The organism is Streptomyces sp. Tu 3180 (assembly GCF_009852415.1).
Classification (GTDB): domain Bacteria; phylum Actinomycetota; class Actinomycetes; order Streptomycetales; family Streptomycetaceae; genus Streptomyces.
Window position 1 is genome coordinate 7,068,020 of the sequence record NZ_WOXS01000002.1, and the last position, 16,782, is coordinate 7,084,801.

Annotated in this window: 7 protein-coding genes; 4 read left to right on the plus strand and 3 right to left on the minus strand. The window is 71.0% G+C overall.

Annotated features, from left to right (window positions below; translation table 11 throughout):
* Window positions 1–187: 187 nt before the first annotated feature.
* The 3 genes from GL259_RS32285 (at window position 188) to GL259_RS32295 (ending at window position 3,025) form a co-directional block, all read left to right on the plus strand.
* The gene (locus tag GL259_RS32285) at window positions 188–1,726 is read left to right on the plus strand and encodes a hypothetical protein (protein ID WP_159536799.1); all 1,539 of its coding nucleotides are present in this window, start codon (window positions 188–190) and stop codon (window positions 1,724–1,726) included.
* A gap of 277 nt (window positions 1,727–2,003) precedes the next feature.
* The gene (locus GL259_RS32290) at window positions 2,004–2,822 is read left to right on the plus strand and encodes a helix-turn-helix transcriptional regulator (protein ID WP_159536800.1); all 819 of its coding nucleotides are present in this window, start codon (window positions 2,004–2,006) and stop codon (window positions 2,820–2,822) included.
* Window positions 2,819–3,025 (plus strand): DUF397 domain-containing protein, encoded by a 207-nt coding sequence (locus tag GL259_RS32295; RefSeq protein WP_159536801.1) that lies wholly within the window; start codon window positions 2,819–2,821, stop codon window positions 3,023–3,025. The genes GL259_RS32290 and GL259_RS32295 overlap by 4 nt, the downstream gene beginning before the upstream one ends.
* A gap of 115 nt (window positions 3,026–3,140) precedes the next feature.
* On the opposite strand, the gene GL259_RS32300 is transcribed toward GL259_RS32295, so the two are convergent.
* The 3 genes from GL259_RS32300 to GL259_RS32310 form a co-directional block, all read right to left on the minus strand.
* Window positions 3,141–8,228: a class I SAM-dependent DNA methyltransferase gene (locus tag GL259_RS32300; RefSeq protein WP_159536802.1), complete on the minus strand. Its 5,088-nt coding sequence runs from the start codon at window positions 8,226–8,228 to the stop codon at window positions 3,141–3,143.
* A gap of 26 nt (window positions 8,229–8,254) precedes the next feature.
* Window positions 8,255–11,134 (minus strand): DEAD/DEAH box helicase, encoded by a 2,880-nt coding sequence (locus GL259_RS32305; RefSeq protein ID WP_159536803.1) that lies wholly within the window; start codon window positions 11,132–11,134, stop codon window positions 8,255–8,257.
* A gap of 134 nt (window positions 11,135–11,268) precedes the next feature.
* Window positions 11,269–12,531 carry a serine/threonine-protein kinase gene (locus tag GL259_RS32310; RefSeq protein ID WP_159536804.1) on the minus strand — a complete coding sequence of 421 codons (1,263 nt, stop codon included), beginning with the start codon at window positions 12,529–12,531 and terminating at the stop codon, window positions 11,269–11,271.
* Between the two features lie 626 nt (window positions 12,532–13,157).
* Between GL259_RS32310 and GL259_RS32315 the strand changes: the two genes are divergently transcribed.
* Entirely contained in the window at window positions 13,158–16,730 is a 3,573-nt protein-coding gene (locus tag GL259_RS32315; protein WP_159536805.1) for a UvrD-helicase domain-containing protein, read from the plus strand.
* The last annotated feature ends 52 nt before the right edge of the window (window positions 16,731–16,782 follow it).

Below are 16,782 nucleotides of genomic sequence, written 5' to 3' on the forward strand. Positions count from 1 at the left end.
CTGGCCGTACGGCGCCATGGACGCCCTGCGTCGGTGGAAGGCGCCGACCGAACACCCCGACCCGCAGGCCTACGCCGGAATCGTCCAGGCCGGCCCATGGGCCGGCGTCCGAGGCCGCGCCCTGCGCGCGCCGGCCGCCCTGGCCGTGAAGGCGGTACCGGCCCCGGACAGTGTTACTTTCCGCGACATGACCGATCACGCGCTACGGCTGCTGCGGCAGGACCGCCGCCTGACCGACCTGGCCGCCTTCCCCTTCGGCTTCGACCTCGACCGCGCCGCCCACGGCCATGTCGAGGAGGTCCGCCTCGCCTCGGGCGGGCCGCTGGAGACGGTGGCCGGGGACGACACCGGCGGCACGTACTTCGTGTGCGCGGACGGCTCGGTGCTCTACGCCGACTCGGAGGGCACCGCGGGGATCATCGGCTCCAGTGTCGACGAGGCCCTGGAGCTCGTGATCGGCCTGCCCGGCTGGCGCGACTACACACACCTGTCGCCGGAGGACGGCGAGGAGAAGATCCTGGCGTGCGTCGCGGAGACCGAGGACGAGATCAGCGAGTACTACGGGATCGACGAGGAGCGGGCCGAACTCCGTGCGGCGCTGGGCTTCCCGGAACGCTCCCCGGTCGAGCTGGTGGGCAGACTGCGTGCCGCGCTGCTGCGCACCGAGCCGGACTTCGTCCTGCTCAACGCGGACGAGGGGTGCGCCTACGACCGGCTGGGCCCGGACGGTCCCCCGCTGTGGGAGACGGTGCTCGCGGCGGGCCGCGCCGATCTCGCCCGCCTACGGGAGGGCGACCGCACGGCATGGCGCGAAGTCGCCGAGGACCCGGTCCGGCGCCGGATCACCCTGCGGGCCGCGCAGTTCGACCGTGCCGAGGGCGACCTGGAGCTGCTGCGGCACCTGCTGCGGCACCTGCTGCGGCACGAGACACGGTCCTCGATGACGGACGAACTGCGGCTCGCGGCCGTGCTGGTGGGGCTGCACGGGGACACCGGGGATCTGCCGCTGCTGCTCGAGGTCCGGGAGACGGACTTCGACACGGCGTGCGGCCTGGGCGGTGTGCCGGAACCGGGGGCGAGCGCGGACGAGCTGCGACGGTGGGCGCGGGAGCTCGACGCGTCGGTGTTCGGGACGGACCCGTCGGACGAGCCGGTCTCCACCTGGACCGACCTGGCGCGGGACCAGGGGATGACGGAGCTCGCGCGGGTGACGCTGATCCGCGAACTCGACGGCATCGTCATGGACCAGAGCAGACTCCGCCGCCCCGGGGCGCCCCACACCCTGGCCACGGCTCCGCTGAGCGGGCTCGCCCGGGACTTCGAGGAACTCGGCGACCTCCCCCAGGCGCTGCGGGCCCAACGCCTGTACGCCGCCCTCCAGGAGACGGCATGGGACCGGGCCTCGGCCCGACGCACCCTCGCCCGCCTGGAGCGGAAGGCGGGCCGGCTGCCGCAGGCGGTGGACAGCCTGGCCGCCGTGCGCGAGGCCCTGGCCACCCCGGGCGACGACTCGCTGCGCCACTGGCGGCGGATCAACCTCGGCTGCTTCATCGCCGAGGAGCACTACCGGCTCACCCTCGCCCTGGCCGACGCGGGCCGCCCCGAGGAGGCCCGCGCCCTCCTCACCGCCGCCGACGCCGTACTCGGCGAGCTCTCGGACAACGCCGCCAAGGGCGTCCGCGAGCTCGCCGAGCGGACCGCCGCACGCGTGCGGGAGGTCGGCTGAGGACGCGTGCGGGCCTCCGCGTCAGCCGAGCCGTGCAGGCTCGTCCCACCTGCGACCGACGGATGCCGGGCGGCCCTTGGCGGGGACCATCAGCAGCGACGGGAACGACGTCTCAGGGGAGGGTGAGGGCTCGTCCCCGGTACGGGGGAAGCAGGCCGAAGCGGCGCGAAAGCTACGGTGCGTGTCTCTAGGGTGATCCGTTAGTGACGGATGGGTGTGGTGCCTGCGGTGGGTCGAGGGGTGGGCGCCACTGTGCGGGTGGGTGAGGTGGTCACCGGTGACGGCTCAGGGTAGTGAGGGTGAGACGGGCATCCTGCGGTGCTTCGGGCAGCAGGTGCGGTTGCTGCGGACGAGCAGGGGGCTGACGCGGGCGGAGTTGGGCGCGAAGCTCGGGTACGGCGAGGACATGGTGACGTCGGTGGAGCTGGGGCGGCGCATTCCCAGGTCGGAGTTCATCGAGCGGGCGGACGCGGTGCTGGAGGCCGGCGGCCTGCTGACGGTGATGAAGGAGGAGGTGGCGCGGGCGCGGTACCCGGCGTTCTTCCGGGATGCGGCGAAGATGGAGGCGGAGGCGGTTGAGCTGCATGTGTATGCCAACCAGGCCGTGCCGGGGTTGTTGCAGGTCGAGGAGTATGCGCGGGTCGTGTTCGAGATGTGGCGCCCCCTGCTGGACGAGGAGACCGTGAATCAGCGCGTAGCCGCCCGGTTGGCCCGCCAGGAGTTGTTCTCACGCAGGCCCATGCCGACGATCAGCTTCGTCATCGAGGAGAGCACGCTGCGTCGGCCGCTGGGAGGGAGCGCGGTGATGCGAGCCCAGTTGGAGCAGATCCTCCTCTACGGCCAGCAGCGCAACGTCGAGATTCAGGTCATGCCGACTGACCGGCGTCAACATGCCGGGATGGGTGGACCGTTCACCTTGATGGAGACGAGCAAGGCGCAGAGGATCGCCTATGTGGAGGTGAACGAGCACAGCCACCTCTACAGTGAGCGGCCGGTGGTCCGGGGGTTCGAAGAGCGGTACGGCATCCTGCGAGCCCAGGGCCTTACGCCCTCGGAGTCACTGGCCTTCGTTCAGAAGCTGTTGGGAGACCTATGAACACGGAAGACGCGAGCCTCCAGCCCCGCTCGGAACTGTGCTGGCTTACGAGTAGCTACAGCAGCGGCGCGGGCGGCGAGTGCGTTGAGGTTGCTGTGGAGGTTACCGCTGTTCACGTGCGTGACTCGAAGCAGGTAGCGCAGGGTGGGCCTGTGCTGCAGGTCGGCTTGACGGCGTGGTCAGCGTTGCTTGCGGCGATGTGAGCTTGTTGCCGTCATGAGTCGACCATCCATAGCCGGTTGAACGGAAACATACGACGGCTCGCGAGGTGGGCGCTTCCCCAGGGGAAGCGCCCACCTTCGCTATGAGAAGCGGCACTCACGCCTTGCGGCTCCCAGGCGGAGTCCAGCGGCCAGCGGCGATCTCCTGGTCCAAGCGAGCTTGGAAGTGGGCGTGCGCAGCGCGCATCTCGGCCTCACGGTCAGCCTTATAGAAGGGAGCGGTATAGCCAGCCGGAGGCGGAGTGGTCTCCGGGTTTTCCAAGTGGGCCATGAGGTCGATGTAGTCCTGCTTGGTCTGGCCGTGGCCGTAGGTGTTGAAGTCTGCGGCAATCTTGCGTCCGTTGGCGTCGAAGTAGGTCGCAGACTCGTAGTCGTACAGCTGCGGGTAGCGCGACTTGAAAATTGCGGCGAGCTGGTCGGCGGTGATGCCGAGCCAGACGGCAACGAGGGCGTCCAGTTCGACAAGCGCGGCGCGGCGCTCGTACTCCGTGCGAAGCGGGGTTGAGTACTCCCAAGTCGAGTTGAGATTGGCGGCCAAGGGCTTGATGCGGGGCCATTGGGGGTTGGCCCAATCCTCATAGCCCGCCCATTGAGGGTCGAATAGGTCTTCCCAGATAGGAGCGTAATGAGCGGTGAGGGCATTCAAGCGGAGGGTACGTAGGAGTAGAGAGGGGGCGAGAGGGTGATTTGGCGTGGGGGCTGGCATTTTTAGAGCCTCGGCGACCTGGAGAATCGGGCGGCCAATGATGCGTAGTACGTAGTCGAGGGGCAGCGAGGCCCAAAATCCTGCGTTAAGAGCGGTGAGACGCTGGTCTGTCAGGGCCGTCGAGTGCACGGTATGGACGTGTGCAGGGCCAGGAGGAATAAGAGCGGCGTGCAAGCAACGGCTACTATCGAAGGGGATCATAGCCCGCCAAGCTAGCCTGAAGAAACTGGTGAATGGCTTTCCAAGCCAGGAGTCTTGGGCTGCGAAGAATCTATCCTCGTCGGTAGCCCGTACATAATTGGTTACAGGGGCATACTTCTCGGGAAGTTGTGTAGGTGCAAGCAAATCCCAGTCCCTGTTGCTCCGACATGGAATTCGCGGCTCTTTGGAGAATGGAAGGGCCGACGCGAAATGGGGCCCTTGGATGATGACGTCTGCTAGTTCTGGGACGGTCTGGTTACCCCAGCGGATCAGCCCTTCCTTCTTTGCGTTTGCTTCGTCATACCCTCTCGTAATCATCGGTCTGTAGTCGGCCAGAGTGCTTCCGTAGCTAGCCAGCGCCTCGATTGCTCCTTGTTCGCCAACGAGGACTGGGTATAGCAAAGGAGTCTGCGTCACTTCACCTGCTGAAGCCCTTAGGGCTTGCCAACTGGTGAGAAGAGCAGTGTTCACATGGACCACGCGCTCCCGGTGCGGCCTTATGTCCCACGATCCATTGTGCTTGATACCAGGCGCCGCGCCTCGTCCGTCGTGCGTCAATGAATTGGTCAGGACTTCGGCCCCGCGTAGCTCGCTAACATGAAGGAAGTTAGGATCCTGTGGTGTCCCGTAGATGTGCATGCCGAATTCTGCTGACCGGTTCAGGTCGTCAAAAGCCCAGTTAGATGAATTTACAAAGTGAGCATGAACCCGGAGGTGTCGGTACGCGGCAGCTCGAATAACACCTTCGCGTACGCCACCAAAGTGCGTGTCCGGATGGATCATGCCCGCGCTGCCGCGCGGTGCGATGTGCTGCCATACCTGCGCCATGAACGCCCGGTACAAATCGCCTTGTGTGCCGAGTAGGAGTGGATATGTGGCTGGGCTACCTAGCACGGCAACGGCTCCAGCATGAGTGGCCAACTCGCCGATGAAGAAGGCTTGCGTACGCCTCCCCAGTGCTTCTTCTTTGCGGAGGCGCCATTCCTCCGCACTAGGTTTATGCGCCAACATGAACCACGGGTCCAGTTCCGCCAAAATCTGGTCTTCCTGCCACCGCGGCCGCACCCAAGGCGGATTCCCAACCTGTAGATCAAAGCCGCCCCGCACACCGAAGACCTGCCCGAACTCCAACTCCCAGTGGAAGAACCCCTGCCGCTCAGCCACGTCCCTTGCGACCGCCGCCCACGGATACCGCGACTCCAGCGAGGTGAACCGCTCCATGCCCATCCACTCGGGCAGCTCGTCCTCGTACCGCTCCAGTGCGTCCAGCGTGTCGAACTGGGCCACCAGCGAGTCCGCGGCCACGTCCTGCGTGCCGAGCAGCGACTCGGCGAAGTCCAGCCAGTCGTCCAGCGAGGCCAGCGGGATCACCGGGCGGCGCTCGCCCCGGATCTGCTCCTTGCGGCTGCCGCCCCGCGCGGCCTTGGACTTGACCTCGACGACCTGGACGTCACCGAACAGGTCCTCCGACTCGTACGTCTCCCGCGCGGGCGCACCCGACTGGGCCGGGACCGGAGCCGCCGTCACGGTCCACCCCGCCGACTGCGAGGCGACCTCCGCCGCCCGCGCGTACGACGCGTGCGTGCCGTCCAGCAGCGCAGCGCTCTGCACCGGCCAGAACCACAGCGCGCACCACGCGTCCATCAGCGTCTTCAGGCGCCAGTACGGGGTGTCGACCGCCTCCAGGTCGGCCTTGACCTTCTCCCTCGGCACCGCGACCTCGGGCGAGCGCAGCCAGCCGTCCTCCGCGCCCCACACGTCGATCCGCCGCGAGATCTCCCGCTCGGAGATCTCCAGCCGGCGCACGACCAGCCCCCACAGGTACTCCGCCCGCCGCGCGAGACCCTGCAACCGCTTGGTCTGCGTGGCGTTGGGCGACTTGGTGATCGCCTTCCGCCAGGCGGCCAGCGCCTTCGCCTCCGCTGGGGCCAGCGCCTTGGCCTCCTTCTCGGCCGCGACCGCGCCCCACTCCTTCGCCGGGAGCAGGAAGTGGTGCACCGCGCCCTCCGGCAGCGGGGTGCCCGCCAGCGCCTCCGACAGCGGGAAGCGTTCCGGGGTGGTGCCCAGCCAGCCGCCCTTCTTCAGCTTCTCCGCCGGGTAGACCTCACGCCGGCCGCCGATGAGGGAGTTGCCGCGCCGCAGGTGCAGTCCGAACCACGGTGCTTCCATCCCCGGATGCATCGTGTTGAGCCACAGCGACACCTCCGCCAGTTCCACGGCGGTGTCGTTGAGGTCGACGCCGTAGGAGTTGTGCAGGGCGATGTACGCCTTGGCCTTCTGGAGCTCGACCGCGTACTTCTCGGTGTCGATGGCGGTGCCGAGTTCGTCCTGGCGCCGTCGCAGGTACTCGGCGGCGACCTGGTTGATCGCCTCGTTGAGGAACGCGCCCGAGCCGAGCGCCGGCTCGCAGATCTTCCACTCCAGGAGTTCGCGCGCCTCGGTGACGGTGTCGTCCTGGTCCAGGCGGTGCTGCAGGGCGAGCTGGACCGTCACCCGGGTCAGCGACTCCGGGGTGTAGTAGGAGGCCGACGTCTGTCGGTCACGCCCCGACAGGCGGTACACGAACGCGCCCGGCGCGTACCGCACGCGCCGCTCCTCGCCGGTGTCCTCGTCCCTGTGCCGGACGAACACGCTGTCGGGGTACTCATCGGCCTTGGTCGCCGGGACGAGCCAGGAGCCGTCCTTGGGGTCGCCGTTTTTGGCGACCTCGTACAGCTCCTCGCCCGCGACGAAGCCCGAGTACGACATCAGGCCCTCGTACACCGCGCCGAGCTGGTTGATGCCGAGCTGGGCGTAGGAGATGAAGCCGCCGCGCTCGCGCTTCTTGCCGCGGGTGAGCATCAGCAGGCGCAGCACCCGGTACAGCGTCTCGTTGCGCAGCCGGGTGTCCAGGAACCGCTCCCCGCCCTCGCAGTCGCCGCCGGCGGCCTCGGCGTCGGTGTCGACGCGCGGGTCGGGGACGACGCCCCGGCCGATCAGCTCGATCGCGTCCGGCTCGAACAGCTTGGAGTGCAGCGGCTCGAAGCGCAGGCCGACGTCCTCCGACGTCTTCGCGCCCACGGCGTCGGCGGCCTCCGCGTCCGCGCCGTGGGTGCGGCGCGGGCGGTGGCCCTCCTGCACCTTGCGGAACAGCAGGTCCAGGGACTCGTAGAGGTAGAAGCCCTTGCGGGACTTCTCGTCGACCAGGTCGCGTTCGGCGATCAGTTCGCCGAGGCGGCCGAGGCCGTAGCCCTGCTGGTACTCGGGGTAGTCCGAGGGCAGGATGCCCAGTTCGGGGCGGGCCTCGGCGTACAGGAGGAACAGGATCCGGTACAGGTAGCGCAGCGACTCGCGGGTCAGCTGGCGGCCCAGCTCGGGGAGTTCCTTGACCTGCTCCGGGCGGACGCCGGCCTCGCGGATGCGGTCCAGGACCTCGTTGGCGATCAGCTCCACGCTCAGCCGCAGGCCGTCGCGCAGCTCGCCGGAGACGCCCACCGCGTGCTTGGTCGACTTGTCGAGGAGCGTGGCGAGGGGGTTCTCGCCGCCCTCCTCCGGGGTGCGCAGCGAGTCGGCGCCGAACAGGGCGGCCACCGTGTCGATCTCGCCGCCCGCCTTGGTGTCGTTGCGCTCCAGCACCCGGTCCAGCGACACCGCCAGGTAGCGGCCCTCGCCCCAGGCGGCCCGGTCGGCGAGCACGACGACGCCGCCGACCAGCAGCAGCACGTAGCGCGGGGCGTCCTCGCAGGCGAACAGGAAGGAGGCCAGCTTGGAACCGGTGGTGACGGTGTGCTGGCCGTCCAGGCGCAGCTCGTCCAGGAGGCGTCCGGCGCCGTCGGGGTCCAGGGCGTCGTCCGGCTCGGCGGACCAGCCGCAGTCCAGGGCGACGAGGTCCTTCTCCGCGTGCGCGACGGTCACCTCGTGGGACTGGTCGGCGCGCACGACGGTGAGCGTGCCCGGCTTGGCGTCGAAGCCGAGGGCGTGCAGCACCTGCGCGTTGAGCGCGCGGACGCGGTCGCGCCACCCGGGCGCGTCGTACGTCACGGCGTCGTCGCCGGTCGCCGCCCGTTCCTCGTCCATCGTGAAGTAGGAGCGGGCCGCGAAGTAGGGGCGGCGCAGCGCCCGCAGGCCCGCGCGCGGGGTGACCGGCAGGGCGCCCTCGGGCCGCTCGGTGCCGGCGGCGTCCTCCTCGCGCTGTTTCCACTCGGCGAGCAGGCCGGACTTGAGGTCCTTGGGGAGGACCTCGGCGAGGTAGTGCGCGGAGAAGTAGTCGCCACGGTTGACCAGGCTGTCGTACGTCATCTTCGAGAACCTCTGCGGGGGTGCGGTCAGGCGGCGTGGGTCGTGGTGGGCGCCAGCACGGCGAGCAGGCGCAGCATCGGGCGGCCGGTGGTGAGGAGGGAGTCCGCGAGGGAGGCGAGGCGTTCGCGGGTGTGGGTGGGTGAGGCGCCGCCGGTCAGCGTCGGCTGCTCCCACGCGCCCAGACGGGCCTTGTACTCCTCGATGGGCGTCCGCAGCGGTTCGTCCCACGCCTCGCGGCGGAGCTCCAGGAACGCCTCCGCGGTGTCCAGGACGGCGGGGATCGCCTCGGCGAGGCCGGCCGTGTCGTGGGCGAGGCCCGGGTTCGCCATCGTCGGACCGACCTGGGCGCGGCGCAGCACCGCCACCATGTCGTCGTCGACCTCGCCGTCCTCGGTGACCGCCATCCACTTGACGACGGTCGGGCGGCCGAGCGCGTTGGAGTAGATGCCCTGCACCAGGTACGTGGGCCGCTGCACGTCGGCGGTCAGCACCGGCGCCTCCTGGCGGTCCAGGCGGACCAGGACCTTGTCGGTGAGCCACTCCATGACCGGGTGCAGGTCGGTCAGCAGGGAGATGTCGGGCCAGCTCGACGTCGCCGAGGCGCGGGCGCGCGCCAGGCTGCTGTCGGCGAGCCGCCGGTTGAAGGTGACCTTCAGACGGTCGCGCAGGCCCTGCTCGCGGACGTAGTCCGGGGGCAGCGCCTTGAGGCGGTGGACCAGGTCGGAGGGCGGGACGAAGGAGAGCAGGCCCTGCTCGGGGTCGACGGACAGGTCCAGGCGGGCGTGGGCGTCCGGGTAGACCTCGCGCAGCGCCTCGTCGAGGAACTCGCGGGCGGAGCCGAACAGCCGGGGCACGTCCGCCCGGGGCACCGCCCCGCCGCCACTCGCGTCGCCGTCGGCGGCGTCCTCCTCCGGTTCGTCGTTCACGGCGCCGAAGAAGTCGGCGAGGAAGTCGTCCACGCCGACGCCGTCGCCGGTGCCGGAGGTGCGGTCGGTGTCCAGGGACTCGTCCACGGTGCGGCCCCGCAGCAGGTCCTGGATGAGGGACTTCTCCTCGGCCTCCGCCCGGTACAGGCCGGACACCGCCTCCGCCGTGCCCAGCGCCCGGTGCGCCTGGGCCTCCCGCTCCAGCAGGCGTTCCGAGACGAGCGTGTCGTCCTTGGCGCCGTCGACGGAGCTGGTGAGGATCAGCGCCCGGAACTGCGGCCGGTGGGGCTGCCCGTAGCGGTCGATGCGGCCGTTGCGCTGCTCGATGCGGATCAGCGACCAGGGCACGTCGTAGTGGACGAGCTGGTGGCACTGGCGGTGCAGGTTGACGCCCTCGGAGGCGACGTCGCCGGTGAACAGGATCCGCACGGGCGTGTCCGCGAGGCCGAAGTCCTCCACGCACTGCATCTGCTGCTCGTCGGACAGGCCGCCGTGCATGACCCGGGCCGCCTGCTCGGCGGCCTTCCCCTTGAAGCCGAGGGCGGCCGGCACGGTCCGCGCCAGCCACTCCAGGGTCTGCACCCGCTCGGAGAACACCACCACCCGGGTGTCGGACTTCGGCCCGACCCCGATCTCCCGCAACTGCTCCACCAGCGCCCCGAACTTGCCGGAGTCCGCCTCCGTCATGTCCGACGCCAGCTCGAGCAGCCGGTGCAGGGCCGCGCGCTCGGCGGCCGTCGCCTCCGGGTCGTCCTTCTTCTCCAACGTCTTGATGCGCGTGCTGACCGTGGCCTTCAGCGCCGCGTGGGAGGAGAGGAAGGACTTCAGCAGCGTGTACGGGAACAGGGGGACGTCGCTGACCGACTTCGAGCCGTCGGACGGCAGCCAGACCGCGGCCAGCTCCTCGAAGATCCTCTCCTCGGCGGGCGTGGCCGCCACCCGGATCGAGCGGGAGGGGCCGCGGTCCGCCCACTGGCCCTTCATCTGCTCCCGCACCTCGGGGCTGACCTTGGTGCGCCGGATGAACAGGTGCTTGATGTCGTCGGCGCGGTAGTGCTCCGGGTCGCGGATCGCGGCCGGGTCGAGCAGGGAGATCAGCTCGGCGAAGGAGCGGGCGTCACCGTTGTGCGGGGTCGCGGAGGCCAGCAGCAGGGCGTCCGTGTGCGGGGCCAGGGTGCGGGCGAGCTGGTTGCGCAGGGACCCCTTGTTGATGAGGTTGTGCGACTCGTCGATGACGACCGCGTCCCAGGTGATCCGCTCCAGGTGGTGCTTGTACTGGTCGGTGTTCTTCAGGGTGTCGATGGAGACGATGACCCGCTTGAAGTAGGTGAACGGGTTGCGGCCCGCGGGGATCTCCCGCTGGATCCGCTCGATGCCCACCGAGTCCAGGCGCACCAGCGGGATCGCGAACCGCGTCCACAGCTCGTGCTGGAACTGCTCCAGCACGTGCTGCGGGGTGACGACCAGGATGCGCTCGCCCCGGCCGCGGCGGATCAGCTCGGCGAGGGTGAGGCCGATCTCCAGGGTCTTGCCGAGGCCGACGACGTCCGCGATGAGCATCCGGGGGCGCAGGTTGCGGCCCGACAGGGCGAGCTGCGCGGGACGCTGCTGGTAGGGGAGGGGGTCCAGGAGGAAGGAGTCCGCGAGCGCCAGGCCCCGCTCGGCCTGCGGCAGCGGCGTCTTGCGCAGCACCGCCTCCAGGAACAGGCGCGAGCGGCGGAAGTTCGGCGAGTCGTCCCGCACCAGCCGGGTCCGCCGGGGGTCGAGCAGCTCGACCCGGTCCAGGGCGGTGAAGAACACCGCCTCCTGGTCGCGCACGAAGTCCGACGCGCCCACCGCCTCGACCCGGACCCCGTCGTGCTCGGTCCGCGTCGCGTTGCGCACCAGCCACACCTCGTCCCGTACGAGGACCTGGGCGCCCGGCGGGAAGAGGGCGTCCTCGCCGCTCGTCGCGGGGGCGGTGCTCAAGTCGGCGGTCACGCGGGTGCCTCCTGGGCTCTCGTGTCGGTGGGCTGCTGGGTGTGTCCCGTTCCGGGCGGCCGACGGGGCGCCGCCGGGACGCGGGGCGGGGGGAGGGGCCGTGCGGCCCGGTGGGGCCGGGCCGGGTCCGGGTCTCAGAAGGGGGCCTTCGCCGCGTACGCGGCGCGCAGGCGCTCCGCCGTCCTGCGGGCCTGCACGGAGTGGCGCGGCGTGCGCGTTCCCTCCCCGGGCCGCCGGGACGCCGTGGGCGGCCGGCCCGGCCCCGGCTGCTCGCGTCGGGCAGCGTCGGAGGGCTCGGCGGGGTCCGGCCGGGCGGGAGGCGCGGGGGCGGGGGAGTCCCGCACCGCCGGGTCGGCGGGACCGGGGACGGTCTCGGCCACGGTGGGGGCCGGCGCCGGGGGATCGGACGGGGCCGGCGCGTCCAGGTCGGCCGGGGTGATCTCGGTGCCCGGGGTGTCGCTCACGGGGGCGGGCCAGGGGAGGGTGGGGGGAGCGACGGCGGACGCCGCCCCGTTCCGCTGGCCCGCGGTGTGCGCGGTGAGCCTGCGGCGCGCCTGGGCGATCCTCATGCCCTGGGCCTCGATCACCGAGCGGCACCGGCGCACCACGTCGGTCAGCGGGGGCCGGTCCCCGGCGTCGTGGGCGAGCATGGCGGTCAGCAGCGGCACCAGCTCGCCGGGCGCACCCGACAGGTCCGGCGCCGTGTCGGAACTGGTGACCAGGTGGAACACCATGTACGGGGTGGCCGCCTCGTGCGGGTAGTGACCCGTCGCGGCGAAGAGCAGCAGCGCGCCCAGCGCGTACACGTCCACGGCCGCCGTCAGCGGCCGCACCCCGGCCGCCTGCTCGGGAGCCATGCAGACCGGGGTGCCGACGACCTGGTGGGGAGCGGTGAGGGAGACGCTCGCCTCGGTGAAGGCGGCCAGACCGAAGTCGATGATCTTCGGACCGTTCGGGCCGAGCAGGACGTTGGCCGGCTTGAGGTCGCGGTGCAGCAGACCCTGCGTGTGCACGGCCGACAGCGCCTCGGCGAGGACCGCACCGAGAGCGGCGACGAGGACGGACGGCAGCGGCCCGTGCGTCTCCACGTGGCGGGCGAGGTCCGGGCCGTCCACGTACTCGGTGGCCAGCCACGGCTGCTCCGCCTCCGCGTCGGCCCCGAGGAACGCCGCGAGGCGCGGACCCCAGATGGTCTTGAGCACCTCGATCTCCTGCGCGAACCGGCGACGGGACTCGGAGTCCACCACCGACGGCTTGATCACCTTCACCGCGGCCGGCTCACCGCCGGGCGACTCCCCCAGGTAGACCTGGCCCATGCCGCCCTGGCCGATCCGGCCGAGCAGTTCGAAGTCGCCCATCGAGGGCGGGTCCTCGGGGTTCAGGGGCGTGATCTGCACGTGTGTCCTCGACATTCGATCATGGCGGGCGCCCGACCGGCCGCGATGCGCGCCCGGAGACACGGTAGTGGATGGGATCAGGGACGGGGACGCGAAGGGCGAAAGGGGCATCGCCCCATAGAGCACGGCGGGGGTCCTGGGTCTCTTGGGGCGAACGGTCAACAACCTACCGTGCCCATCGGGGTTGTCAATCCGTTGACGATGCTTCCATGGTCATGCTTCTCTGTTGATGCTTCCGGAAGGGAGTCGCTGGCTTCCGTGAGGAGGCCGTCGCGTCCATCGCCGTCCGCCCGCCGGTGCCTACATGTCGCCGGGCCGACGGTCGGGCCCGAGACGAGTGAGGCCGCTGCTGGGAGAGGAGCAGGAGCGGCGGCGGTGAGCTCGGATCGACCATCGCCCGCGGCAACCCCGACGGGGAGGGGTGGGTGGCGGTCAACGGCGGCGAGCGCTTCAGGGTCGATCGGTGCGAAGAGTGGAAGAGGGCCGACTGAGCCCCGGCGTTCCACGAGGTGACGAGCATCACAACAACCAGACGGGGTTCGGCGAAGTCGAAGTATGAGCCGACGTCCGATGTCTGTTCCGGAACCGGCGGAGCACAGCGGTGGGAGAAAGGCAGAACGGACGGCATGCCGAAGCGCGCACGACGGGTCGATGTGCTTGCTGTGGAACAGCGGGCGGTCGACCACGCCTACCGCTGCCTGGAACGCACACGGCGTGAGGCCGAGCGGCTCAAAGGAGTGGCCGCCGCCGCCAGCGGCAAGGACGCGATCGACGTCAACCGGACGTGGCAGCGCGAACTGGACCGCCTCGACCTCGGTCGCAACGCCCTCGTGTTCATGCGGGCCGACGTCGACGAGGGGACCGGCCGCGAGACGGTGTACATCGGACGGCGAGCCGTGTTCGACGAGGAGCACAACCCCGCCGTCATCTCCTGGAACGCCCCCGCCGCGATCAAGTGGAGGCTCACCAGCGAGCAGGAACCGGGAGACGTGCGCCTGCTGCGCCGGATCGTCTGCGACGAACGGGTCGTCCAGCGGTACTTCGACCTGCACGGGACGGACGGTGCGAGCCCGTCGTCCCCGACCGCGCGGGGGGAGCGGGAGCGGACCGCGGAGTCGGGCGCCGAGGGCGGGACCACCGAACACGGCGGGCAGGTCCACGGTCCCGGGGAGGCCGAAGAGGCCGAGGGGCCGGAGTGGAACGACCCGCTGCTCGACGAGCTGGACCGGGCGCGCGACGGCGCCATGCACGACATCGTCGAGACGATCCAGCGGGACCAGCTCCGACTCGTCTCGGAGCAGCCCCGGGGCGTGCTGGTCGTCCAGGGCGGCCCGGGCACCGGAAAGACCGCCGTGGGCATGCACCGCGTGAGCTGGCTGCTCGACAACCGGCACGTGACACCGGACGACATCCTGGTGGTCGGACCGAGCCGCGGGTTCCTGGACTACGCGGGCAGGGCCCTGGTCGAGCTGGGCAGCAGGGGCGTGACCATGCTCGAACTGCCCGCGCTGTGGTCGGGCGGGAGGGCCCGCCGTGACCGGCACGAGGTCGCCGTCGTGAAGTCCGACGCGCGGATGGCCCGCGTCCTGCAGCGCGCCGTCGACCACCACACCACCACGGCGGCCGAACGCCTCGAAGCACTCGTCGGCGGTCCGGAGTTCGTCTTCGAACTCCGCCGCCGGGAAGTCGTCGTGCCCGTCGCGGAGATCGCGGCCGTCGCGGCGGACGCCCTCGCCGGCGACAGTCCCTACCGCGTGCGCCGGGAACGCTGTGTCCAGCGGCTCGTGCACCACCTCACCCAGGCCTACGTCGGCTTGCTCCCGGGACCGGCCGACACCGACTACTTCGCGGAGATACGGCAGCTGCGTCCCGTCACCCGGCTGCTGCGCCGCGTCGCCCCCGAGCTCTCGGCCCGCGACGTGCTGCGCCGGCTCCTCTCCGGCGGCGCGGCCCTGGCCGCGGCGGCCGAGGGGATCCTGACTCCCGCGGAGCAGGCGGCCCTCGTGGCCCAGGAGGACGGCCACCCCCGTGCCCGGACGACCGGGGAGCACAGCCTCGAGGACCTGGTCTGCCTGGACGAGCTGGAGTACCTGCTGTCCGGGCGCCCCGAGCGGACCTACGGCCATGTCGTCGTGGACGAGGCGCAGGACCTCACGCCGATGCAGGCGCGCTCGCTGTCGCGCCGCTGCCCCGGCGGATCCATGACCATCCTGGGAGACCTCGCCCAGGCGACCGGCCCCTTCCCCTACCAGGACTGGGAGGAGCTCGGCACGACGCTCACCGGCAGGGACGGCTGGCGCGTGACGGAACTGCTGACCGGATTCCGCGTGCCCGGTGAGGTCATGGACTACGTGCGGCCCCTCGGCGCGCACTGCGCACCAGGGGTCGGGGTCCCCGACTCCGTACGGCGGACGGGCACCGAGGTGGACGTCGTGCGGGGCGACGACCCGGCACAGCGTGCCGTCGAGCGCGCGCTGACCCTCGCGACGGGCCCGAACGGCGCGGACCGGGACCGGACCACCGTGGTGATCGTCCCCGACACGGCTTCGTGGAAGGAGACCGTGGCCGCCGCCGTCTCCGAGCAGGAGTCGGTCTCGGTGCTCACCGCCGAGGAAGCCAAGGGACTCGAGTTCGACCACGTCGTCGTGGCCGAACCGGCGGCGATCGTCGCGGACGACCCGGCCGGACCCCGTCGCCTGTACGTGGCCCTCACCCGGTGCACCCAGTCCCTGACGGTGGTGCACCGGCGGCCCCTGCCCCGGTGGATCGGCGGGCCGGTGAACCCCGTGCCCACCCCCAAGCAGTTCCTGGCGCAGGTCAGCAGGAGGAAGAGCCCGCAGGGGACGTCCGGCCTGTGCACCCGGTACCGGTCGGACGGCACACGGTGCGCCAACGAGACACGGCAGGCGGACGGATGGTGCCGGCAGCCGGGATGCGGAGGGTTCCGCACGGCGGAGCCCGCGCCCCTCGGCCGGAGCGACTACCTCGGCGTGCCCAGGGACGAGGTGACGGAGACACGGCTCGAACTCACACCCGAACAGATCGCCGACATCCGCATCACCTCGGCCGCGTGCGGCGCCTTCGTGGTCCGGCACCGGGGCAGTCTCGGTGAGGCGGCCGTGGAACTCCACGCGATGCTCGCCCCGTTCCTGGCCGGAGGCCGCCACTTCCGTTCCCCGGACGGGTGGCTCCTGGACCTGGAGGGCTACCGCCTCGTACTCGACGCCGACGCGCGAGCCGTGAAGGCGTACGTCACGGGTCACCCGGAACGCAGCTACGCGCAGGTGGCCGCAGGAGTCCCCTCGCGAGTGGGACAGCAGGCGCGGGGGGAGCGGCGATCGGCTCTCACACCTCCGGAGGCCGAGCCGGGCGCGGCCCTGGCCGACGACGCCGCCGTGCGCGCGGTGAACCCGGACGAACTCCACGCCACTCAGGGCGCCTGCATCACCTTCGAGCGGCTCTCCCCGTCCGGACACTTGCCGGATGACGCGTTCATGCGAAGGCTCCGGGAAGAACTCGCGGCAGACCTCTCGACGGGCCGGATCGAGCGGGTGGGGAACCGCCTGGTCGTCGAGGGCGAGCGCCACCAGTGGTGGCTGCGGTCTGACGGCCGGGTACTGACGACGGTCCGCAGAGCCGGGAGCGAGATCTACCGGGGATTCGAGGCACGGGAAGCCGACGATCCCGCACGTGAAGGGGAGGACATGCCGACGACCGGCATCAGGGAAGAGGCCGCGAGCGGCGTCACGGCGCCGAGCGGTGATCCCGGCCTGGCCGACATGGTCGCGGAGCGCGAACGATCGGCTCGGGCCGACCGTGTGCACGAGAGCCTGCGGCACAGGCTGCTGGCCGACCTCTACGAGGGCTTCGAGGACGTGGGGGACACCGCGCACGTCGACGCGTGGATCCACGGGCCAGACGGCACCGCCCTCTTCGAGGTGCTGGCCGACGGCGCGCCGACGTACGGGCGGATCCGCGAGGCGGCCCTGCACCTGCTGGAGGCCTCCAGCCTGCACCCCCAGGAGCCCGCCGAGTACCTGGTCGTCGTGCTCCGGGAGCCACCGGCCGAGCCGTGGGCCGTCGGCGCCTGCGACCGTGCATTCAGCGTGGACCTGGCCTGGCGGGACGGTGACGCGTGGGCCGGACCCGGCGCACGGCACATCCGGCACACGTCGCCGGACGAGTACGCCGTGTCGTGACGCCGGTGGCGACGCCGGTCGAGAAGCGGGGAAGTACCGGACGGCGGACTCG